Source organism: Psychrobacillus sp. L4 (assembly GCF_042944905.1).
Taxonomy (GTDB): domain Bacteria; phylum Bacillota; class Bacilli; order Bacillales_A; family Planococcaceae; genus Psychrobacillus.
Genome location: NZ_CP168496.1, coordinates 36,984 through 60,162, shown reverse-complemented (window position 1 = coordinate 60,162; position 23,179 = coordinate 36,984). Strand labels below are relative to the sequence as shown.

At 36.0% G+C, this 23,179-nt stretch carries 27 protein-coding genes; 1 reads left to right on the top strand and 26 read right to left on the bottom strand.

Annotation, left to right across the window (positions count from 1 at the left end; genetic code table 11):
* Window positions 1-118: 118 nt before the first annotated feature.
* The 16 genes from ACEPXG_RS00290 to metG form a co-directional block, all read right to left on the bottom strand.
* On the bottom strand, window positions 119-349 hold the full coding sequence (locus tag ACEPXG_RS00290) for an anti-sigma-F factor Fin (RefSeq protein ID WP_151698344.1): 231 nt from the start codon (window positions 347-349) through the stop codon (window positions 119-121).
* 45 nt (window positions 350-394) lie between these two features.
* Window positions 395-958 carry an aminoacyl-tRNA hydrolase gene (gene pth / locus ACEPXG_RS00285; RefSeq protein WP_391206169.1) on the bottom strand — a complete coding sequence of 188 codons (564 nt, stop codon included), beginning with the start codon at window positions 956-958 and terminating at the stop codon, window positions 395-397.
* Window positions 959-1,044: 86 nt separating this feature from the next.
* The gene (locus ACEPXG_RS00280; protein ID WP_391206166.1) at window positions 1,045-1,647 is read right to left on the bottom strand and encodes a 50S ribosomal protein L25/general stress protein Ctc; all 603 of its coding nucleotides are present in this window, start codon (window positions 1,645-1,647) and stop codon (window positions 1,045-1,047) included.
* A gap of 72 nt (window positions 1,648-1,719) precedes the next feature.
* Entirely contained in the window at window positions 1,720-2,679 is a 960-nt protein-coding gene (locus tag ACEPXG_RS00275; protein WP_151698341.1) for a ribose-phosphate diphosphokinase, read from the bottom strand.
* A 22-nt stretch (window positions 2,680-2,701) separates the two neighbouring features.
* Window positions 2,702-4,072, bottom strand: coding sequence for a bifunctional UDP-N-acetylglucosamine diphosphorylase/glucosamine-1-phosphate N-acetyltransferase GlmU (glmU, locus tag ACEPXG_RS00270; RefSeq protein WP_391206163.1), 1,371 nt, complete (start codon window positions 4,070-4,072; stop codon window positions 2,702-2,704).
* 199 nt (window positions 4,073-4,271) lie between these two features.
* Complete coding sequence (spoVG, locus tag ACEPXG_RS00265; RefSeq protein ID WP_391206160.1) at window positions 4,272-4,565, bottom strand: septation regulator SpoVG; 294 nt, start codon at window positions 4,563-4,565, stop codon at window positions 4,272-4,274.
* Window positions 4,566-4,747: 182 nt separating this feature from the next.
* Window positions 4,748-5,119, bottom strand: a complete 372-nt coding sequence (locus ACEPXG_RS00260; RefSeq protein WP_391209702.1) for a RidA family protein — start codon at window positions 5,117-5,119, stop codon at window positions 4,748-4,750.
* A complete protein-coding gene (gene purR, locus ACEPXG_RS00255; protein WP_391206157.1) occupies window positions 5,097-5,948 on the bottom strand; it encodes a pur operon repressor in 852 nt (283 codons plus the stop codon). Before purR ends, ACEPXG_RS00260 begins: the two co-directional genes overlap by 23 nt.
* 55 nt (window positions 5,949-6,003) lie before the next feature.
* On the bottom strand, window positions 6,004-6,870 hold the full coding sequence (gene ispE, locus ACEPXG_RS00250; RefSeq protein WP_391206154.1) for a 4-(cytidine 5'-diphospho)-2-C-methyl-D-erythritol kinase: 867 nt from the start codon (window positions 6,868-6,870) through the stop codon (window positions 6,004-6,006).
* A 294-nt stretch (window positions 6,871-7,164) separates the two neighbouring features.
* Window positions 7,165-7,338, bottom strand: a complete 174-nt coding sequence (locus tag ACEPXG_RS00245; RefSeq protein ID WP_151698335.1) for a small, acid-soluble spore protein, alpha/beta type — start codon at window positions 7,336-7,338, stop codon at window positions 7,165-7,167.
* 132 nt (window positions 7,339-7,470) lie between these two features.
* Window positions 7,471-7,734, bottom strand: coding sequence for a biofilm formation stimulator Veg (gene veg / locus ACEPXG_RS00240; protein WP_053591096.1), 264 nt, complete (start codon window positions 7,732-7,734; stop codon window positions 7,471-7,473).
* A 154-nt stretch (window positions 7,735-7,888) separates the two neighbouring features.
* A complete protein-coding gene (gene rsmA / locus ACEPXG_RS00235; RefSeq protein ID WP_391206148.1) occupies window positions 7,889-8,767 on the bottom strand; it encodes a 16S rRNA (adenine(1518)-N(6)/adenine(1519)-N(6))-dimethyltransferase RsmA in 879 nt (292 codons plus the stop codon).
* A gap of 3 nt (window positions 8,768-8,770) precedes the next feature.
* Window positions 8,771-9,331, bottom strand: a complete 561-nt coding sequence (rnmV, locus tag ACEPXG_RS00230) for a ribonuclease M5 (RefSeq protein WP_391209700.1) — start codon at window positions 9,329-9,331, stop codon at window positions 8,771-8,773.
* Between the two features lie 702 nt (window positions 9,332-10,033).
* Window positions 10,034-11,245, bottom strand: a complete 1,212-nt coding sequence (locus ACEPXG_RS00225; RefSeq protein WP_391206145.1) for a ubiquitin-like domain-containing protein — start codon at window positions 11,243-11,245, stop codon at window positions 10,034-10,036.
* 131 nt (window positions 11,246-11,376) lie between these two features.
* The gene (locus ACEPXG_RS00220) at window positions 11,377-12,147 is read right to left on the bottom strand and encodes a TatD family hydrolase (protein WP_391206142.1); all 771 of its coding nucleotides are present in this window, start codon (window positions 12,145-12,147) and stop codon (window positions 11,377-11,379) included.
* A gap of 787 nt (window positions 12,148-12,934) precedes the next feature.
* A complete protein-coding gene (metG, locus tag ACEPXG_RS00215) occupies window positions 12,935-14,887 on the bottom strand; it encodes a methionine--tRNA ligase (RefSeq protein ID WP_391206139.1) in 1,953 nt (650 codons plus the stop codon).
* A gap of 345 nt (window positions 14,888-15,232) precedes the next feature.
* Here metG and ACEPXG_RS00210 point away from each other — a divergent pair, with 345 nt between their 5' ends.
* Entirely contained in the window at window positions 15,233-15,508 is a 276-nt protein-coding gene (locus ACEPXG_RS00210; protein WP_142540905.1) for an AbrB/MazE/SpoVT family DNA-binding domain-containing protein, read from the top strand.
* Between the two features lie 62 nt (window positions 15,509-15,570).
* Here the strand turns inward: ACEPXG_RS00210 and rsmI are convergent, their stop codons facing one another.
* The 10 genes from rsmI to ACEPXG_RS00160 all read right to left on the bottom strand — a co-directional run bounded on the left by rsmI (window position 15,571) and on the right by ACEPXG_RS00160 (window position 22,723).
* Complete coding sequence (gene rsmI, locus ACEPXG_RS00205) at window positions 15,571-16,452, bottom strand: 16S rRNA (cytidine(1402)-2'-O)-methyltransferase (RefSeq protein ID WP_391206134.1); 882 nt, start codon at window positions 16,450-16,452, stop codon at window positions 15,571-15,573.
* Entirely contained in the window at window positions 16,415-16,717 is a 303-nt protein-coding gene (locus ACEPXG_RS00200) for a GIY-YIG nuclease family protein (RefSeq protein ID WP_391206131.1), read from the bottom strand. The genes rsmI and ACEPXG_RS00200 overlap by 38 nt, the downstream gene beginning before the upstream one ends.
* Window positions 16,704-17,450 (bottom strand): tRNA1(Val) (adenine(37)-N6)-methyltransferase, encoded by a 747-nt coding sequence (locus ACEPXG_RS00195; protein WP_391206127.1) that lies wholly within the window; start codon window positions 17,448-17,450, stop codon window positions 16,704-16,706. The genes ACEPXG_RS00200 and ACEPXG_RS00195 overlap by 14 nt, the downstream gene beginning before the upstream one ends.
* Before the next feature lie 63 nt (window positions 17,451-17,513).
* Window positions 17,514-17,873, bottom strand: coding sequence for a DNA replication initiation control protein YabA (yabA, locus tag ACEPXG_RS00190; protein ID WP_225986119.1), 360 nt, complete (start codon window positions 17,871-17,873; stop codon window positions 17,514-17,516).
* Window positions 17,874-17,885: 12 nt separating this feature from the next.
* Entirely contained in the window at window positions 17,886-18,716 is an 831-nt protein-coding gene (locus ACEPXG_RS00185; RefSeq protein WP_391206122.1) for a stage 0 sporulation family protein, read from the bottom strand.
* The gene (locus tag ACEPXG_RS00180) at window positions 18,709-19,716 is read right to left on the bottom strand and encodes a DNA polymerase III subunit delta' C-terminal domain-containing protein (protein ID WP_391206119.1); all 1,008 of its coding nucleotides are present in this window, start codon (window positions 19,714-19,716) and stop codon (window positions 18,709-18,711) included. Before ACEPXG_RS00180 ends, ACEPXG_RS00185 begins: the two co-directional genes overlap by 8 nt.
* A 100-nt stretch (window positions 19,717-19,816) precedes the next feature.
* Window positions 19,817-20,257: a YaaR family protein gene (locus tag ACEPXG_RS00175; RefSeq protein ID WP_391206116.1), complete on the bottom strand. Its 441-nt coding sequence runs from the start codon at window positions 20,255-20,257 to the stop codon at window positions 19,817-19,819.
* A 24-nt stretch (window positions 20,258-20,281) separates the two neighbouring features.
* Window positions 20,282-20,611 (bottom strand): cyclic-di-AMP receptor, encoded by a 330-nt coding sequence (locus ACEPXG_RS00170; RefSeq protein WP_391118801.1) that lies wholly within the window; start codon window positions 20,609-20,611, stop codon window positions 20,282-20,284.
* A 46-nt stretch (window positions 20,612-20,657) separates the two neighbouring features.
* Window positions 20,658-21,299, bottom strand: coding sequence for a dTMP kinase (gene tmk, locus ACEPXG_RS00165; RefSeq protein ID WP_391206113.1), 642 nt, complete (start codon window positions 21,297-21,299; stop codon window positions 20,658-20,660).
* A gap of 2 nt (window positions 21,300-21,301) precedes the next feature.
* Window positions 21,302-22,723, bottom strand: a complete 1,422-nt coding sequence (locus tag ACEPXG_RS00160) for an aminotransferase class I/II-fold pyridoxal phosphate-dependent enzyme (RefSeq protein ID WP_391206110.1) — start codon at window positions 22,721-22,723, stop codon at window positions 21,302-21,304.
* Between the last annotated feature and the right edge of the window lie 456 nt (window positions 22,724-23,179).

Here is a 23,179-nt window from a genome sequence, read left to right as displayed (position 1 = left end):
CATAAAACGCTTACTTAGCCGCAACAATAAATGTATACCTTGAAGGGCATGGCGTTTTAGCTAGACATTCTATCAAAACAGAAAAAGGCTTTGCGCACGAAAACGTGCCAAAGCAATTTTACTGTATCCACTTTTTTAACGCATAATAGTTTGGAAATTTTTGTAGCGAACTTTGACACTCTTCACAAATACACTGCACTGTATAATCCCCTTCAACTCCATGCACTATATATAAATCTTGTTCTTCTGGTGTAATATTGTTTTTCTGTAAAAACTGTTCATCTATAGAATCCAACGGCAATTGGCCTATCTCTGTTTCACAATGCCGGCATTTATAATGAATTGGCATTCCTAATACCTCCTTTTTAGGAAGTATAGGTATGTACGCTAAAGTTTATGCACCATTATATATATTCATCACTTCTAAAAAACTTTTCGATAGCCATGCTTCACATGCATTTGCACTCTTTTTCACCGCATCTACTACATTTGCTTTCTCTTCTTCAGTAAACCTCGACAAAACATAATCAGGAACCTTCATTCCATTTGTCGGACGATCGATCCCAATCCTAACCCGGTTAAACTCCTGTGTACCTAAATGTTGAATAAGCGATTTAATCCCATTATGCCCTCCAGCACTTCCTTTTTGACGAAGACGTAATCTACCAACCTGTAAGTCTAAATCATCATAAATTACAATCATTTGGTCATCCTCTACATCAAAATAATCCATCATAGGCACAATACATTCGCCAGATAAGTTCATATACGTCAGTGGTTTTAGAAGCATTACTTTCTCCGCTCCAATGTGCGAAATACCATACATCCCATTAAATTTAGATTGAGTAAGGGGTATGTTTAATCGATTTGCAAGTTCATCTATTACATGAAATCCGATATTATGTCTGGTTGCTTCATATTGTTTACCGGGATTCCCAAGTCCAACAATCATTTTCATTCATTTCCATTCCTTTAATACGTATTTCATCCATTTTATCATATCCATTAGAAAAAAGAGATTGCCTTTAGACAATCTCTTCTCTTTTATTCATCTTTATTTGGTGTTTCGGCTTCTTCTGTTCCAGTTGCCTCAGTTTCTTCCTCTTCTATGCGAGGCGCTGATACAATAGCAAGCGTATAATCATCTTCATTTACAATTAAGTAATCTACTGTTCCTCGAATTTCCGCTACTGTTAATGTATCACCAATAGCCATTTTCGATACATCCAACTCAATACTCTCAGGAATATCCGATGGTTTAACTGTAATTGTCACTTCACGATTTGGCTGTTGAAGGATACCGCCTTCTGAAACATCAACGGAATTACCAATTAGATTTACGAATACATTTACTTCTAATTCTTCTTTCATGTTAATCGCTAGAAAGTCCGCATGAATCATTTGACCTTTTAGAATATTCATTTGGTAATCACTCATTACGACATGGACAGTTTTACCGTCTACTGCTAGTTTTATGACACCATTGCGACCAACTTCTCGAAGTGTTTTGGCTAAATCTCTTTCATTTACGGCAATTGGTTGGGATTCCACTTGGAAACCGTAAACGATGGCTGGAATAAACCCACTTTTTCTCAAACTTGCATTTTCTTTATGTTTACGCTTTTGGGCATTGATTAATGTACTCATTGTTTTTCATCCTCCCATAGGTTCCTACCTATATTCATACCCATTTGGAGGATGTTTCAAACGTTTTTAGAATCAATCAAATAATGTGCTGACAGATTTCTCTTCGAAAACACGCACAATTGCATCGCCTAGTAATTTTGCTACAGATAGTTCTTTGATTTTTGGAGAAGTTTTATCTTCAGATAATTGAATTGAATTCGTAATAACCAATTCTTTAATCACAGAGTTATCTATTCGCTCAATTGCCGGACCAGAAAGTACTGCATGCGTACAGCAAGCATATACTTCTTTTGCTCCACTTTCTATTAAAGCTTGTGCTGCAATCGAAATGGTACCCGCAGTGTCAATAATATCATCGATCAAGATAGCCGTTTTTCCTTCTACATTACCTACAATATTCATTACTTCCGCTACATTTGGACGTGGACGACGTTTATCTATAATAGCAATCGGGGCTTTTAAACGATCCGCCATTTTACGAGCACGAGTTACACCACCGTGATCAGGTGATACGATAACTAATTCGGATGGATCAAGGTCTTTCCCTAAGAAGTAATCAGATAAAATAGGAACAGCAACTAAGTGATCAATTGGAATATTAAAGAATCCTTGAATTTGAGGAGCATGTAGATCAAGTACGATTGCACGAGTTGCCCCTGCTGTTGTTAAAAGATCTGCGACAAGTTTAGCCGTGATTGGTTCACGAGCACGCGCTTTTCTATCTTGGCGCGCATATCCGTAATAAGGTAATACTACGCTTACTGTTCGAGCCGATGCGCGTTTAACAGCATCAAGCATAATTAACAATTCCATCAGATGTTCGTTTACAGGACCTGAAGTTGATTGAACGATGAATACGTCACACCCTCGAATACTTTCATCAATATTGATTTGGACCTCTCCATCGCTAAATCTAGTTACTGTAGATTTACCTAATGGAAGTCCTACTTCTTTCGCAATTTCTTCAGCTAATTCTCTATTAGAATTTAATGTGAATATTTTCAATTTTGAGTTTGCGTATTGTTCTGGCATGATAATCCTCCTGGATAGTGGGTTATTTTAGTTTTAGTTTTTCTACGTAGCCTAATTTATTTTCTTGTCGAGCACGTCCGATCGCAAGTGCTTCCCCAGGTACATCTTTTGTAATGGTAGAGCCCGCAGCAACATATGCTTTATTGCCAATTGTAACTGGTGCTACTAAATTGGAGTTACAGCCAACAAAAGCATCATCTTCAATCTTCGTTACAAATTTATTTTTTCCATCATAGTTTACAGTAATTGTGCCACATCCAATATTTACATTTGAACCAATAGATGCGTCTCCCATATAACTCAAATGAGAAATTTTGCTTCCGTTTCCTACTGTGGATTTTTTTACTTCGACAAAGTTACCAATTTTCACATCATTTCCAACCTCTGTCTGTGGTCGAATATGTGCAAATGGACCAATAGCCGTGTGATTACCCACTTCGCTCGATAATATAACGGAAGAATGTATAGTAGTTCCATTTCCAATTATACTTGAAACAATATGGCTGTTTGGACCGATCGTACAGTTTTTTCCAATAGTAGTATTTCCTTCAATAGTAACTCCTGGTTGGATAACTGTATCCGCACCAATTACGGCATCGCTACTAATGTATGTATTTTGAGGATCAATAATTGTCACGCCTTCACGCATATGGTGATGTGCAATACGAGATCTCATAGTTTGTTCTGCTTGAGAAAGTGCAATTCGATCATTTATGCCCAAAATTTCATCTAAGTCTTTTGCTGCATATGCAGAGATTACCTCTCCATTTTTTTGCAAAATCTCAATTACATCCGGCAAATAATATTCACCTTGAGCATTCTCGTTTTTTACTAATTTCAACGCTTTGAATAATGCCTCATTATCAAAACAATAAGTTCCTGAGTTAATCTCATTTACAAGTTGCTCTTCTGTAGATGCATCTTTTTGTTCTACAATACTTTTTACACTACCATCTTCCGCTCGAATAACCCTTCCATAACCAGTTGGATTAGTCGCAATAGCTGTTAAGATAGTTGCTTTTGCGCCTGTTTCTTTATGAAGATCTAATAGATCTCTCATTGTTTCAGCAGTAATTAGAGGCGTGTCTCCACATATAACAATAGTTGTACCTGAAAGATTTAAAAGCGACGCCTCTGCTTGTAAAACAGCATGAGCTGTACCTAATTGCTCTGCCTGTAGAGCGTATTCACTTCTAGTACCTAACTTGCTTTGAACAGTTTCTGCCCCATGCCCAACAATTGTTACAATCTTATTAACGCCGAGCTTCTCCATGTTTGCTACAACATGTTCTACCATAGGTTTCCCACAAACAGGATGTAGCACTTTATAAAGACTAGACTTCATACGAGTTCCCTTACCAGCAGCTAACACGACCGCATAAGTATTTGTCATTTTCCGTTTTCCCTCCAGTGGGCTAATTTCCTCTTTTGACTATAGCGGAATTAGCGTGATTTTTCAAGGAAATATCTCTTGACAAATACATGACAAAACAAGTACTATGGATAATTTTAGCACAAAAAAAACCATCTCCTTAGAAATGGCTTAATTCAGAAATTATTATTTTACTGTGTACGATTAGCATATCTAATTACTAATAACTAGCTTCTACTGTTTGTTCCGCTTCCTCTGGTTCACCACTCAAATGATAAGCATATAACACCGCTTCTTGAATTTTTGTACGTGTTCCAGAATTTATCGGATGAGCTATATCTCTGAATTCACCTTCTGGGGTTCTTTTACTTGGCATGGCAACAAATAACCCCGCATTTCCATCAATTACTCTAATATCATGTACAACAAACTCGTTGTCCAGTGTAATGGAAGCGATAGCCCTCATACGACCATCTGATAGTACCTTACGTAATCTTACGTCCGTTACTTCCATTTTTACACCACCTCTCTTCTTAGTTGAAAAAATCCTATTATAGTAATTCTACAAAACTTTCCAGTATCCTTCTTTTTCGTGTAAATATTTTAAATATTATAATATCACTGTTTTTTTATCTGTTGACCATGTTTTATTACAAATAAAAAAGTATGCTTTCCGAAGAAGGCATACTCTTTTTATTAGACAACTGCTATTATTTCTATTTCTACTTTTACATCTTTCGGGAGCCTTGCTACTTCTACTGCAGAGCGCGCTGGTTTATGACCCTCAAAATGTTTTTCATATGCTTCGTTAAATTCTGCAAAATCATTCATATCTTTTAAGAAAACAAGTGTTTTAACTACTTTTGACAATGAAGTTCCAGCTTCTGTAAGCACCGCATTTAAATTAGCAAATACTTGTGCTGTTTGTTCTGTAATAGAACCTTCTACAACTTCTCCCTGGGGAGTTAATGGAATCTGCCCTGAACTGTAAAACATTCCGTTCACAACCACTCCTTGTACGTATGGACCGATAGCCGCTGGTGCATTAGTTGTTGTTACTGTTTTCATCATTGTTTCCACCCTTCTCAAAATAGTTGCCTTCCGTTAAAACAATTGTACCATCTTTTTCATTGACTTCACGTAATTTTATAAGTGATAAATATTCATCCACTAGTTGTTCGCCTTCATGATCCGCCTCAACTAATACAGCTATTCCTGCAAGTTCACAATTAAACTCCTCAAGCAGGTTTTTCATTCCATTAATTGTCCCGCCCACTTTCATAAAGTCGTCAGTGATTAATACACGTTGTCCTTTTTCCATACTTCTTTTCGAAAGAACCATGGTTTGGATACGTCTTGCGGATCCAGATACGTAATTAATACTTACCGTCGGGCCTTCCGTCACTTTGCTATCTCTACGAACTACCACAACTGGTACATTTAAATGTCTTGCAATTGCATGTGCAATTGAAATACCTTTTGTTGCAACTGTCATTATGGCATCTATTTTTTCATGTGCAAAAGCAGATGCAAATATTTTACCTACCTTATTCATAAGAGACGGATTTCCTAATATATCTGTCATATATAAATAACCACCTGGTAGTAATCGATCAGCTTTTGAAAGTTGCTCTATTAGGCTCTGTGTTATTTCATTAACATCTTCGCTTGTCATAGTAGGAATGAATTTAACCCCCCCAGCTGCTCCTGGTACGGTTATTAGTAAGCCTCTGCCTCTTTCTTCGAACGTTTCTTTTATTATCGTTAGATCTTCACTAATGGAAGATTTAGCCGATTGGTATAAAGATGCAAAGTACGTTAAAGGAATTAACTTATGGGGATGTTCTATCATGTATTGCGTCATATCTACGAGTCGTTCACTTCTTTTCCATTTCATACAATCACCTCCAAACACGAATATTTTAAAGAAAACGTATCACAATCATCCGCATTTAAGCAAGTGAGTCCCGTTCTCCTATTAATCTAACAGCGTATACTTCATCGCAAAAACCACGAAGCCCATTATAAATTCTTTGTACCCTTGATTCATGTTGAACTATCCCAAACACCGTGGGACCGCTACCGCTCATCAATACTGCATCCGCTCCAAATTTTTGCATTTGATCCTTTAAATTAGCAACTTCAGGATACAATTTTAATGTGACATTTTCTAACACATTCCCCACGGAGGCACACATTTGCACAAAATCTTTTTTTTCAATCGCTTCTACCATTTGTTTTGTTTTTGGATGTTCTATCTGGTTTATTTTTAAACTTCCGTAAATATCTGCTGTAGAAACTCCTAGAGTCGGTTTTGCGAGAATTACCCAACAATTTGCTGGAGACGGCAATTCTTGAATCTTTTCTCCTCGCCCCGTGGCAAGTGCTGTTCCGCCATACACACAAAATGCAACATCAGAACCTATTTTTGTGCCGATTTGCGCAAGTTCATCTAAAGATAACCCTAAACTCCAAAGTGTATTTAATCCTCTTAGAGTTGCGGCAGCATCACTACTACCGCCAGCTAATCCAGCGGCAACTGGAATGTTTTTTTCAATCTTAATCGTAACTCCAGACTTTACATGATACATTTCTTTTAATATCTTTGCTGCTTGATATGCTAAATTTCTAAAATCAGTAGGAACAAAACGATCCACAGACAGAATATGTATTTTCCCATCTTCTCTTCGCTCTAATCCAATACGGTCCGACAAATCAACTGTCGTCATAATCATTTCGACTTCATGATAACCATCTGGACGTTTATGTAATACATCGAGTGTTAAATTTATTTTAGCAGGTGCTTTTACATAGTACATTCCATCTGCTCCTTTTCAAACATAGGTTGTTCCCTATTTTAACACACCGCATAAGAAATGAGGAAGCGACTATGCAAGAGGTATATAGTCTAAATTCGAGACATCGTGTCGATTCAACTACAATTCGGATCTAAGACGAACTCCTAGCAGGACTCTGTAAAGTTTTTGAGGAAATTTTTATTATCTACTCAAAAAGGAAAGGCAGATTTCTCTACCTTTCCTAAACGCTAGTTGTTCATTATTTTGGATCTCGTTTGCTTGCCAGTTTAAAACCAGATTGGTCATACGAAAAATTTACTTTGGCGACTTCATTTGTTGTTCAGCCATTTCAATTGCTCTTTTTACCATATTACCAGCATCACGCGATTTTATCCCACCCCAGCCCTCGGTCTTGACTACATCATAAAATCCAAGATCTTTTGCAATCTCTTCTTTCAATTGATCAGACATAATACCTCTTTTAGCCATATGTGGTGTATCCTCCTTTTAAACAACTAGCGTTTATAGTATGTCCTATAAATAAAAAAAAACTCCCTTTACATTCAAGGAATGCAAAAGCAGTTTGTTTCGAAATATAGAAAAGATAAAAGTTCTAAATAATCATTTTACAACTATTAAATTATTTGCTTCATCAAAAATAGTGATTTCTACTGCTTCTGTCAAAATGTCTGCATAACTATAAGATACACGTTCAAAAGAATTTTCATCTTGATCCAAGTCGATAACGAAAACGGCATGATAAGTCTCTCTCAATACGCCAGCTCGCTCAATTGTTTTTTTACGTCCTCCGTTTGCTTTTAATTGCAAACGTTTGCCTAAATGATGATCTAATGACTTTTTAATATCAGCTAAAGTTTTTGGCATTCTGCTTACACCTCACTGAATACTATAATACCATTCATATATTTTTTTGTCAAACAAAACATTTTAACAATCAAAGCACATAGTTGTCAATACATTTATTCCTTATAATCACTACTTTTGTTTATAAATATTACTAATATTGTAACAAGTAGAGTTAATGGAAATGTGGATATAATTCATCTGCCAAACGTCCAAATTCTTCAATGGACAAAGTCTCGCCTCTTCTAGTTGGATTAATATTTACTTTTTCTAACGAGTGTATAATTATCTCTTTCTTTTCCTTGCCATTTGGTAAAGAAGACAGTAAATTATTAATAATTGTTTTTCTTCTTTGAACAAACGAACCTCTAGAAACTTTAAACAAAAAGTCTTCATCTATCACATTCACTGGCGGAATCAGGTGGCGAGTGAGTTTTATAACTGCAGAATCTACATTTGGTTGCGGCATGAAAACAGCTTTTGGTACTACCATTGCTACTTCTGCCTTCATATAATATTGTATTGCAATGGAAAGTGACCCATAGGCTTTTGTACCGGGTGAAGCTGTAATTCGATCTGCCACTTCTTTTTGCATCATAACGACCATTCCACGAATAGGCAAACGATCCATTAACAACTTTAATAAAATAGGCGTTGTCACGTAATAAGGTAAATTTGCAACTACCATTACATCTTTATAATCGGCTAATTTATCCTGAAAAATTTGCTTTACATCAACTTCTAAAATATCCGAGTGAATAATTTCTACATTTTCATATGGGGATAGGGTATCTTCTAAGACCGGCAGCAATCTTTGATCAATTTCAAACGCGACTACTTTTCCTGACGCTCTTGCTAAGTGCTCGGTTAACGCGCCAATTCCTGGTCCAATTTCAATAGCCGCAGAATCTTTTGTTAAATCTGCATGTGACACAATATTACGTAAGATGTTCGGATCAATTAAAAAGTTTTGTCCTAGGCTTTTTTTGAATGAGAAGCCGTATTTCTTCAGTATTTCCTGAGTTCGGATTGGTGTTGCTATATCTTTTTGCATAAATTATTTATCCTCCATATCGAGCTGCATGATTGCTTCCTCTAGCTGCTGTTTGCTAATTTGAAAAATGGAAAGTCTTTTTTGTAATTGCTTTCCATTTGTATAACCTATTTTCAACAATTCTCCAAGTATCGTTCTTCGCTCTTTGGAGTTTGGGTGACCAATGAATTTCCCTTCAATTAGGACATCTAAAGGAATATTTGGTGCTGCATCCCCATCAGACTTTGGAGTGTAAACACCCGCAAGTGCCTGTCGAATATCCTCATCTTTTGCATGCTCAATCCCAAGCCCTTTACCGTTTTTAGCAATCGTTTTTTCTTTCGATAAAAAGGCATGTTTCACACCCGGAACATGCTCTTCAATAATTGCACGTATACGTCTCCCTGGATAATCTGGATCAGTAAAAACAATAACCCCTCTTTTATCTTGTGCATGTTGGATTTTAATAAGTGTTTCTTTAGAAATGGCGGATCCATTCGTTTCTATAGTATCTGCTTCAACGGATCGTTTAATAGCGGTTGTATCATCTTTTCCTTCTACGACTATTACTTCTTTTATTCGCAAGCAAATTTCCTCTTTTCTTTCTTTCTCCTGTTTTCTATCATAACGCAAAAAAGCTTCCCCAACCAACGAAAGGGAAGCTTTGCGATAAGAAAAACGCAAACACACTTGAAGCGCATCTTGTCTTTACCATTTCCCAAGTGCTTTGGACGAAACATTGGCTACACTTTTTTCGGTAATCTTGTGGCGGATGTTTGTCCGTCGCCATCTTGGAATATGTAAAGACATGATGCCTTTGGTTAGGATAATGAGAGATAAGATACTACTCTACTCTTTTTAAAGCGGACGAAGAGTCAATTTTGTCCGCTTAGCACTACTTTATCAATAGATGCCATCTATTTTTTTCAGGTTCGGCCAACTCTAATCATTTACTCACTGATTTATGTGTACTTTAAACGTTGGAAATAAAAAGAAAACCAAATAAAGATCAAGCCCTAGTGAGTTGAAAGGTATCAATTATCAGCACCTACTGTATGCATCTTCGTCTAAATGCTCGTTATAAGCACTAGTTCATTATTTCACCGAAGCATATTGTCTTTCTTATTCGCTCTATTGATTGGAGCGGAAGGCGGCGGTGATGGACCATCGCTCACCCTGCGGAAATCAACCTGTTCATGACATCAAAACTTATATACTTCTTTATTCTTTAAAAAGGCACTTTTTAGCTAATAAACCTGTGCAGAGTTTGCATCCAGGTAAATTAAGTTAATTTAATACTTTTATACGCACCTTTTTGCGCCCAAAGTCATATGCTTGAGATTTAGATGGCATAAATAAATCAATTTTTTTTCCTTTTATTGCCCCACCAGTATCACCAGCTACAGCATAACCATAGCCTTCCACCCAAACTTTTGATCCAAGTGGAATAACACTTGGATCTACTGCAATTACTTTTAAGTCTGGATTGGATTTCAAGTTTAAACCAGATGTAGTAACACCAGTACAACCGTTACAATAAGCTGTATAAGCTGTTGCTGTTACGTAAAACTCGCTTCCCCCTGATGTTGTAGAGGACGAATTTTCTCCACGAGAAACACTAGCAGTAACAATCTTTGTACCCACTGCTACAACTTTTTTAGTTGGCTCTTTTATAATCTTTTCACTAACTACATTACGAGATACTTCTTCGCCATTTTCTTTTATAACTTCATAACTTCGTGAAACGGATCCTTTTTCTCCCACTTGCACCACTTTTTCTTTCCCTTTTAATAGCGAGTCATCTTTTTTCGTTTCTACTGCAAAGTTTGTTTCTTCCTCAACTACATCGGTGACCTTTTCTACTCGCACTATTTGTATTACAGAATTCGGAAGTACTAATTCATCCATTTCCCGTCCCACTCGGTCGAATTCATTCATTTGAATGTTATGTTGTTTTAAAAAGTCAGCGACCGTAGTCGAAGTGGACCGTACCTTTTGCTCTTGCTTGCCATCTAAAAGGGTTACGTCAAACGCTTTTTTAATAGCAACTTTGCAATCGGGTCCAACCTCTGCATTCACAGAAGGCGTTATTGCATCATGTTCGTCTAGTTGAACATTAGCCTTTGCGAGTATTTCTGAAACTAAATCAGCAGTAGTTGTGATTGTTTTAATTTTTCCATCCACCGTGATTTCTATTTGTCTTGCCTGTTCCCATTCAATCGCTAAGTTATTTTTGATTGATGTGTTCACTGAGGGTTTTAAATAATCTTCGTTGGCAACTACTATATTGTTTTGTTCTAATAGTTCACCAACTGTATTTGCATGCGTTAAAATCTCTTGTTGTTCACCATTAACTGTTAAAGCAACAGTTTTCTTTGTTCCTTCGAATAAAACGAAAGAAACCACTGCAAGAAACAATAGTATAGTTCCAACTACTACTAGTGTTTGCTTGCTCCTCAATGAATGAAAGAACAGGTTTTCCATGGAATTATTTGACATGAAAAACACCTCCTTGTTCACTCGTGTGATTATATAGAGTACTTTTCAGCTTGTCAACACTTACGAATTTTTTTATAGTTCTAACTAACCAAAAAATTCCTCTGTTAACAGTATAGAAAGTTCTACGTTTTTTAATCAATAAGTCCAAAAAAATCTTCTGCATTTTTCGTAGTTGCAACTGCCACTTCTTCTATAGAAAGACCTTTTAAACGTGCAATTTCTTCGGCTACAAGAGGTACAAGTGAAGGTTCATTTCTTTTTCCACGATGAGGATGCGGGGCTAAATATGGTGCATCTGTTTCAATCAATAAATGTTCTAACGGAATTTCTGTTGCTACTTCTTTTGTTTTTTTTGCATTTTTAAATGTAACTGGACCGCCAAGTGAGATCATAAAGTTCATATCAATACATTGCCGAGCCGTTTCTACGCTTCCACCAAAGCAATGCATGATGCCACCAGTTAAATGCGCTTCTTCTTCTTTTAAAATACGTAAAACATCTTCCGTTGCCTCTCGATTATGTATAATAACCGGTAAATTTACTTTTTGCGCTAGACGTATTTGCTTACGAAATAATACTTGTTGAACATCTTTAGGTGACTTATCCCAGTAATAATCAAGTCCAGTTTCCCCAATGCCAACCACTTTTTTATTCGCAGAAAGTTCTTCAATCCATTGTAAATCTTCTTCTGTGCAATCAATTGCATCCACTGGATGCCAACCGATTACTGCATAAATAAACGGATAATCTTCCGAGAGCTTCATTGCTCTTTTTATTGTTTTATGGTCAAATCCAACGACAACCATTTTCTGAACATTTGCAGCTATCGCTCTATCTATCACTTCTTGGAGATCCTCGTCGTACTGATCTGCATTTAGATGAACATGTGTGTCTATATACATATTTTTTCTCCTCGCTTTGGTTAATTTGGTGGAATGTCTTTATCTACTTCACAATACTATTACAATTACTTTAATAAAGTCACCTTTTTAGTTTACGGTGGCAATATTAATTCTCTTTGTTTCCAGAATTCCCCTTCATTGTTGTGTCAAAAATAATATACTGAGATATTATTCTTATAAGAAAAATGCAAGCGTCCTTTAAGTGCGTCTAGTCTTCACTAATTCCTGAGTGCTTTGGACGAAACATTTACTCCTGCGGTTACTCGTCGCAAAAAAAATTTGGCTACACTATTAACGTTGGAATTTTGTATATGGAAGTGACTGCGTCACTTCCATATACACTTTTTTCATTAATCTTGTGGCAGATGTTTGTCCGTCGCCCTCTTGGAATATTCAAAGACATTATGCATTTCGTTTGGATAATGAGAGATAAGATACTGTCCTATTCTTTTAAAAGCGGACGAAGATGCAATTTCGTGCGCTCAGCACTTCTTTATCAATGAATACTACCTATTCTTTCTTAGTCTCCGCATACCTTGATAAGTAAAAGAAAGTACACCAATTCATTAATTGCACGAAGTATATTCTTTCCTTATTAGTACTGTTGATTGAAGCGGAAAGGCGGCGACTCCTGCGGGGAAAGCGTGTCAAGGTGAGACCCCACAGCGAAGCGAGGAGGCTCACGGACCGCCCGCGGAAGCGTCCGCATGCAGCGGAAATCAACCTGTTCATAGCATAAAAACTGTTAAAAAAACCTGCCACAAATCTCGTGACAGGTAATAGGTAATTACTTTACTTGTGCGCCATTTTCAAGCTTTTCATCCACTGTTGCAAGTGTTAAATAACCATCTTTTTCACCAGCAAGAATCATCCCTTGGGACAGTTCTCCTCTAAGTTTTACCGGCTTCAAATTTGCTACCACGATTACTTTTTTACCGACAAGATCTTCTGGTTTATAGTGTTGGGCAATTCCTGAAACAACTTGACGCTTTTCATAACCCATATCTAGTTGTAGCTTTAACAATTTGTCTGCTTTTGGAATTGGTTCGCATTCGATAACTGTCGCTACACGTAAATCTACTTTGAAGAAATCATCAATAGAAATTTCCTCCGTTTGAGGCTCTTCTACCACTTCTTCTTGGAGAGTTTGTACCGACCCTCGCATTTGCTCTCGAATATAGGCTACCTCTACTTCTACGTCTAGTCGTGGAAAAATTGGAACCCCCGTTGTAATTACTTGCATTCCATCTTCAATCACATTAAATGATCCTAGTAGATCCCATCTCAAATACGCTTCTGTTAAACCAAGCTGACCAATAATCTCTTTTGGACTATTCGTCATAAATGGTTGAGTCAATATAGCAATTTGACGCAAACTTTCTGCTAAATTAGTCATTACTGCTGCTAATTGACCTTTCAACGCATCGTCTTTTGCAAGTACCCATGGTTGTGTTTCATCAATATATTTATTTGTACGAGACACTAGTGACCATAAATCTCCTAATACTACGCTGAATTGCATTTTTTCCATATTCGCTTCATACTTTTCCACTACTTCTTTTGCAAATTGATGAAGCGCTGCATCAAATTCAGTAGGTTCGCTTTGATTAACTGGAATTTTTCCATCAAAGTATTTATTAATCATGGAAACAGTTCTATTTAACAAGTTGCCTAAGTCATTTGCTAAATCGAAATTTGTTCGTTCCACAAATGATTCAGGAGAAAATACGCCATCTTGTCCAAAAGGAAGCTCACGCAATAGGAAGTAGCGAGTTGCATCTAAACCGTAGCGTTCTACCAACATTTCTGGATATACCACATTCCCTTTTGACTTCGACATTTTACCATCTTTCATCATAATAAATCCATGAGCAAATACTTTTTTAGGAAGTGGTAAGTCTAAAGCCATTAAGAAGATTGGCCAATAAATTGTATGGAACCGAACAATATCCTTTCCTACAACATGTACGTCTGCAGGCCAAAACTTTTGAAACAACGAATCGTCATCAGATAAATAACCAAGCGACGTAATATAGTTCGTTAACGCATCCACCCATACATATATGACATGCTTGGGATCTCCTGGTACGTGAATTCCCCAGTCAAAGGATGTTCTGGATACAGATAGATCCTCTAAACCTGGTTTTATAAAATTATTAATCATTTCATTTTTTCTAGATTCTGGTTCAATAAATCCTAAATTATCTTCATAATAGGCTAGTAATCGATCTGCGTATTTCTTCATATTAAAGAAGTAAGATTCCTCTTTTACTTTATGAACGGAACGACCGCAATCTGGACAATTGCCATCTACTAATTGTGTTTCTGTAAAAAATGATTCACAAGGTGTACAATACCATCCTTCATATTCACCTTTATAAATATCTCCATTATCTAAAAACTTTTGAAAAATCTTTTCAACTACTTTTTTATGACGCTCCTCTGTAGTTTGAATAAAATCATCATATGATATGTCCATAAGCTCCCACACTTTTTTTGCAGCAGCTGCAATCTCATTTACATACACTTGAGGCTCCATACCAGCTTCTTGTGCTTTTTCTTGTATCTTTTGGCCATGTTCATCCATCCCTGTAAGGAATCGTACATCAAAGCCTCTTAATCTTTTGTAGCGGGCCATTGCATCAGATGCTACGGTCGTATAAGCAGTGCCGATATGAAATTTCCCGCTCGGATAGTAAATTGGCGTTGTTATATAAAATGTTCTCTGTTGATCTTTCAATGTAAAACTGCCTCCAATGTTGAATCTACTTTATTCTTTATTCTATCGAAACGATGAACTTGTTTCAATTAATTAATTAATGCAAGATTTGTCGAATATTCATTAGGAAAATTAATATTTCATTAAAATAGTTAATATATCAAAAAAATTCCTATTATCATAAAATACACATCATTTTTTTATCATAAAAATTTGTTTTTTGATATTTTTTTATTATAAACCTTAATTAGTCTTCTCTTTAATTATTGACGGAAATGGTATTACTTGGTATGATAAATAACATCAAAGAGATTTATGTCGAATCTTGACGAAAAAAACGCACTCTTGAGAGGAGAAAAATTTATTATGAAATCTACAGGTATTGTTCGTAAAGTTGATGAGTTAGGACGCGTAGTTATTCCAATTGAACTTCGTCGCACACTGGGTATCGCAGAAAAGGATGCTCTTGAAATCTACGTTGATGATGACAAAATTATATTAAAAAAATACATGCCAAACATGACTTGTGCTGTAACAGGGGAAGTATCTGATGACAACCTACGTCTAGTTGGTGGAAAACTAATTCTAAGCCCTGAAGGTGCAGAATTACTTATTAAAGAAATTCAAAACAATTTAAAATAAAAAAAAACGTATTCCATTATTATGGAATACGTTTTTTTATTTCATAGAATAATAATGTCTACTTATTCTTTTACATGATACTCTTGATAAATCTCTCTCTTGGATAAACTCCTTTGAATAGCAACTTCTTTGATAGCTTCTTTCGATGTACATTGCTTTTCTTCTATAATATGGTTTACATGCTCCTCAATACTTAACTGTTCCCACCAAAGAGATTCTGTTTCTTCAACTTGTTCATCACTTGTTCCCTCTAACACAATACAAAATTCCCCACGAATTTCCGCTTGTTCTGCCCATGCCACAGCTTCATCAATCGTACCTCTTAAAAACTCTTCAAATTTTTTCGTTAGCTCTCTTGCTAATACAATCTTTCTACTACTATCCATTATCACTTGCATATCTTTTAATGAGTCCTTTAGACGATGTGGTGATTCATATAAGATAATAGATTCTTGTCTTTTTTGGATTTTTGTTATCTCTTCTTTTCGTTCTTTTTTATTTCTACTTAGAAATCCGTAAAAGAAAAATGGTTGCGTTGTCAATCCCGAGGCAATTAATGCACTAAGCGCTGCATTTGCTCCAGGAATTGGAACGACTGCAAACCCCTCACTAACTGCTTTTGCAGCAATATCTGCTCCCGGATCTGAGATACAAGGTAAACCAGCGTCACTTACTAATGCAATACGTTTTCCTTGTCTTAATAAATCTAATATCTTCTCCCCACCTACTTGTTGATTATGATCGTGATAACTCATGAGCGGTGTTAAGATTTCGAAGTAATTACATAGCTTTTTCGTATTTCGCGTATCTTCGGCAGCAATCATATCAACTTCCTTTAGAATTCTAATTGCTCGCATTGTCATATCTTCTAAATTACCAATGGGTGTCGCAACTAAGTATAAGCAGCTAGTCTGTTCGTGTTCGGTCGACTTTTGAGATTTCATCTTTTATTTGCCCTCCCATATACTGAATTTTTTGTGGTCTAGTTAGTTGTTTAAATGCATATTCTGCTTGCATAGCTTCTTGCTTAGATTCATACACTTTATGGAATATGCAAACAACAGGTAGTTTTGCTCGCGTATATTTTGCACCTTTACCTTCATTATGTACGCTAATTCTTTTTTCTAAATCATTCGTGTATCCAGCGTAGTAAGACCCGTCGCTACATTTTAACACATAAAAAGTATGCTTTTTTTCATTCTTTCCCATAAAGTAGCTCTTTCACTTCTTCTGTATATTCTCCATTTTCTCCATAGACATATAGAGGAGGTAGGATTTTCAAATCTGGCTTGCCATCTTTTATTCCTTCTATTAATAAAGTATTCGCTTCTTTACCTTCCTTTGGATAAACAAATCGAATCCGCTTCGGTTCTAAACGATTAACCCTCATTGCGGTTACTATATCGAGTAGTCTTCCTGGACGATGAACAAAAGCAGCTTTCCCACCTTGTTTTAACAATTCGCTAGCTGAACGGACCGCCTCCTCCAAAGTGAGGTGGATTTCATGTCTAGCTATTGCTAAATGTTCCTTTAGATTTTTATCACTTGCTTCGTGTGCAGGGAAATAAGGTGGATTACATGTCACTACGTCGTATTTTTCAAATCCAATTTGCGCTGCAATTCCCTTGACATCCCCCTGTTTAATCATGACTTGTGAATCTAACTTATTGTATTGCACACTTCTTTTCGCCATATCTGCTAGTCGTTCCTGCAATTCGATTCCAATAATTTCTGCTTTTGTTCTTGCGCTCAAAAATAATGGTATGGCTCCATTACCAGTGCATAGATCGACAATTTTCCCTCTACTGATTGGGACATAAGTAAATCTTGAAAGAAGCACTGCATCTAATGAAAATGAAAAAACAGAAGGACTTTGAATAATTCTCAATTCTTCTGCCAATAAGTAATCAAGTCGTTCATCATCCCTTAACCATTGTTCCATAGTTGATTCCCCCAGCAAAACAAAAGACTGACACCCACTTTTGGAGTGGCATCAGTCAATTGATTATATGTTTTGTTTACTCAAAAATGACAAGCAAAATAGACAATCTTCTTCTTTCCTAGAACTTCCGAAGTGAACATGACATACATGATAGCCTTCCTGATATAGTCGTGCAAGATTATCATAGCCTTCTCCAATATCTGTTTTGCTTAACTGCACTTTTTCTTCTTGCGCTTTTTCTAACAGTAATTCTTTTTCGTGCATTTCATCAAGTCTTTGTCTTAAATGATTATTCTCTTGCTGCAGCGCTTGACGTTCCTCTACCATTATCGCTACAAATTCTTTTAAAGCGCGAAATTGCAGCTGCGTGGACTCTAATTGTTTTTCAAATTCTGTAATTGTATCAAAAAAATTTCGGTCCATCACACATTCACCTCATTGCCCTGACCATTGTACCGGATTTTCCGTATGGTTTATAATTTCTTCTAACGTGTAATCTAACACTCGGTGTGGATCATTCAACTCTATACGTAGTACTCTTTCTAAAATATTCATACTGATGACTTTTCCTAATCCATCTGGAGTTTCTACTCTGTCTCCAATATCTGGCATTTGTTCACGTGCCATTTCATATTCATCATTTTCATATTTCAAACAACACATCAATCGACCACATAATCCAGAAATTTTAGAAGGATTTAATGACAAATTTTGATCTTTTGCCATTTTAATAGATACAGGCTCAAAATCACCTAAAAAGGTTGAACAGCAGAGCATACGACCACATGGACCAATGCCGCCTAACATTTTTGCTTCGTCACGAACCCCTATTTGTCTAAGCTCTATTCGAGTTCTAAATACAGAAGCTAAATCTTTTACTAAATCACGAAAATCTACGCGACCTTCTGCAGTAAAGTAAAAAATAATCTTGTTTCTGTCAAATGTATATTCAACATCTACCAGCTTCATTTCTAGTTCTCTTTCTATAATCTTTTCTGTTCCTAAAGCTAAAGCTTGTGCAGATTCTAATCGATTTTCATCCACTTGAATTCGATCTTTCTCTGTTGAAGGCCTAACTACTTGCTTTAATGGAAGCACTACATCATGCTCACCCACCTGCTTAATTGGTACAACAACTTTTCCGTACTCTACACCTCTAGCAGTTTCTACGATGACATAGTCATCTTTTTCTAAAATAAAATCCACTGGATCAAAATAATATATTTTACCCGCTTTTTTGAAGCGGACTCCTACAACATTATACAAAAGTAAATCCCTCCTGCAGATTTAACATTAATTGCTCCATCATCAGTGTTCGGTTCATGTTTTTATGCAAATTTTGTTTAGCATGTAATATCATTTCTAATTGTTTGGATAGTTGCTCATACGTTGTATGTAAAGCAACCTGCTTCCAATAATGGATCATGTCCGGATAAGTACAAACTGCGATGGGACTAGCTTTTATTGCTACTATATCACGATAGGCGAATAGTAGTAAATCTAATGCTTGTTCTGCTTGTTCTTTCTCTTTTAAAAGTGGGCCAAAATCCGCTTGAATACACATTAGCGCATCTTGAATACTTTTACCACTTGCTTCAACCAATTTTAACACTGATTTCCTTGCAAGTCCAAAAAGCTCGTCTTTCGCTAAAAGTTTAGCTTCTTCGACTTGATTCGTCATTTTACATACCGTAGAAGCCATTGAATCGGTAATTCCTACTTCTATTAATTTCTGTTTTAAAATAGATTGAGGCATAGCAGCTAAGCTAAGCAACAGACATCTGGAGCGTATGGTTGGAATGAGTGCATGAACTTTATCTGTTAAAAGAATTGCAGTTATTTCACTTTGTGGCTCCTCCAAAAATTTAAGCAATGCATTTGCAGCACTAGCATTTAACTGGTCTGCATGGTGAATCACATATATTTTACGCCCTGTCTCGATAGCTGTCTTACTCATTTCTTGTATTAGATCATCGATTTGACCTCTTTTAATAAATTGACCGTCTGGCTCTATTTCTGTAAAGTTCAAATGATTAGTTGATTTTAATCTTTTGCATGATCGACATGTTTCACATGGAACATTTTTTGTCGGATTTTCGCAAAAAATTAGTTGAACAAAAAATTGCATTACCTTCGTTTTTCCTGTCCCTTTAGCACCATCAATTACATATGCATGTCCTACTCGTTTTTTCGATACAATGGACTGTATTTGTTTAACCGCAACAGGTTGTACTTTTTCTATCCCTTCAATAGACCAATCTTCCATGTGAATCACCTTCTCTTATCAAGTTCTCCTAAACGTATTTACTACTGAACAATAATTTTGAAAAAATCCCGTGCCTCGCTTAAAGCGAAAACACGGGAATTTACGTGTATAGATTTATTAGTAAACCCTTTATTTCTCCAATTTTGTCTAACAAATCAATGGAGCTTTTCTCTTTATCTAATATTTCTTCCGCTAACTCGACTAGTTTTTCATCAATAGTCTCAACTAGTTTCAGTTTTCTACCTTCACCAAAGCGATTCCAAGTATGTGATTGCTTTAAACCCATTCCAAAATCCACGGCTTCTTGTAAAAACTTTCGTATTAGCATTTTAAACTTTGCCATATCACGTAAATTTCTGGAACGCGCAATACGATCACCAGCTGTTGAAATATCTCCTAATAATCTGGTCAATATTTCTGTTTGCATTTTTTCATCATGCTTGGTGATCAATTGTCCAAACTTTGCAGATTGTGCATTATTTTGAATAGAATCTTTCCAAGTTTTATCTATCCCAACTCGTACATCTTGATTTATTTTCAATTTTTTCTATCCTTTCCTTCATTATTAGAAATGATGGAATTGTTCAATTGGTAAAACAAATACCGTGGCTCCTCCGACTTCTACTTCAACTGGATAAGGAATATATGAATCAGCATTTCCACCCATTGGAGAAACAGGTGCAACCATTTGCTCTCGCGCTCTACAATTATCTCTTATTAACTCTAACGCTGATGATATTAATGAGTCGTCTGTGCCTATTAAAAACGTAGTGTTCCCAGAGCGTAAAAACCCGCCTGTACTTGCCAGTTTGGTTGCTCTGAACTTTGCTTTTGTTAAAGCATTAGACAATCGATTACTATCCTGATCCTGCACTACCGCTACTATCAATTTCATCGATACTCACTCCTATTATTTATTCTTCTTACTATTATAACATGAATTATCTAATAATTTCTAATTCCCTTTTTATAACATTATAAACTTCATCTAATACTATCTCTAATGATCGGGAAGCATCAATAACTTGAATGCGGTTTGAATATCGTTCTACTAGTGATAAATAACCTTCTCTTACTTTTTGATGAAAAGCCAAACTTTCTACATCTAAACGGTTTTTTTCTCTATTATCATGTGCTTCTATTCTGGCAAGTCCCACTTTTGGTTCTATATCAAAGAGGATAGTTTTATCTGGCATTGTTTTCCCAATTGCAAATTGGTTAATCGCTAAAATTTCATCAACACCAACGCCTCTTGCATAACCTTGATAAGCAAGTGAACTATCTATAAATCGATCACATATTACTACTTTTCCAGCATCTAAAGCAGGTTGTACTTTTTCTACTAAATGTTGCCTTCTAGCTGCTGCATATAATAATGCTTCTGTATGGCTATCCATCATTATATGCTCATTATCTAATATTATGTTTCTAATCTTTTCTGAAATCATAATACCACCAGGCTCTCTAGTCATAACTACATCGAAGCCCTCATTCTTTAATTTAACTCCAAGTAGATTCATCACAGTCGTCTTTCCAGCACCTTCAGGACCTTCACTTGATATAAAATACCCTTTATTCTGCACAATTACTCCTCCACCACATATATTAACTTTTCGTTCAATCGATGCTCTCCTTGAAATACTGAACCTTTTTCCATCCACTCTTCTAGTTCCGTTAACATAGCTATCGTTATTTTTTCTCCTGCCAATATTAGAGGAATACCTGGTGGGTAGGGAATAATCATCCCTTTTGCAATTTTACCTAAGGATCGAGCGTATGGTATCCATTCGCCCTGTTTTTCATTTAACAAACTAATATTCATATGTAATGTTGAAATTGACTTTTGTTTTATTATGAGATTATGACTTGGGCTGTTAGGAACTTCTTTACGTAAAATATCCACCGCATGCTTTACTCGCTTTCGAATTTCTGCAAAAGGATATTCATGCTCAACTTTTAATAATGGTAAAATCATTAATACTTGATAAGTGTCCGCTAACTCCACATAAATATTCTGTTGTTCCAACACTTTTTGAAATTGAAAGCCAGAATACTTTTCAATACGAATTAATAATTTAAGTGGATCATCTACTTGAACGATTTCTAGTAGAGGAACTGTCTCTAATGCCTCTATAAATAATTTTCTTCTATATAAAAAATGCTTAAAATCAATCTGATTGTACCTTTCTACATAGCTTCTCGCATCATCCAAAGATGCTAATAATAGATAAGATGGGCTACTTGATTGCAGCATTCTTAAATAATTATTTACTCGTCTTGTATCGATTAAATCCGAGTTGACATGCAAAAAGGAACCCATCGTTAATGCAGGTAATGTTTTATGAGCAGATTGAACAACAAGGTCTGCTCCATATACAAGAGAAGATTTCGGAAAGTCTCTATTGGCTTGGAAATGTGCACCATGTGCCTCATCTACTAGAACTGGAATGTTGTGTGCATGACACAATTTAATGATGCTTTCTAATTGTAAAGATGCTACGCCGTAGTAATTAGGATAGGTTAATACAATAGCTTTGACTTGGGGAAATGTTGCTAATGCTTTTTGAATAATTTCAAAAGATACAAACGTAGCTGTTTTGGTTTTCTCATCCCACTCTGGAGTTACAAAGATAGGCTCAGCTCCGACTAATTCAATTGCATGGAAAATTGATTTATGTGCATTTCTCTGAACAATAATCTGCTCACCGAACTGACATGTAGCATAAATCATAGCTAGATTTCCCACCGTCGTTCCATTTACCAAAAAGAAACTTTTACGAGCTCCGTATGCCATTGAAAGTAATTGCTCTGCCTCTTTTATAGCTCCTTCAGGATGATGAAAATCATCTAATCCTTCTAATTCCGTAAAGTCATATTCCATTGTCTTTTTTATTGCTTTTGGCAAATTTGATAACAGTCCATTTTTATGTCCAGGCACATGAAAAGAAATGTTTTTTTGTTTATGAAATTTTTCTATTGCTTCGACTAACGGGCGTTTCTCTTGCATTTTTTATTACCCCACTATTTTGTTCTGGTTTCCTTTTTCTATTATACATGAACTAGGAACGCTCAGTCTTCAAATCACTCTAAAAATCATAAGATAAGTCTGTCCAAAAGTTAATATGCTGCAAAGAGAGCAATCAGTTCATGACTAAATTTCACAATAAAAAATTGTTACCTAGCAAACTAGGTTATTTTAATAATAAGGCAATCCAGAATTAGATAATGGTCTCTTGAATTATTATTCATAATAAGTTAGAAAATGGCGCTTCGAGACCGATTTTGCTCTAGCCGATACTAATTCGGACAAACCCGAGACCAGTTTCCCTGTGGACGAGACCAATTCACACTTACCCGAGACCAAATTTCTCATTAAAGAATTATTACCAAGCAAGCTAAGTCAATTTAGTAATAATGCAATCCAAAGTCAAAAAGCCTTGAATTATTATCCATAATCAGTTAG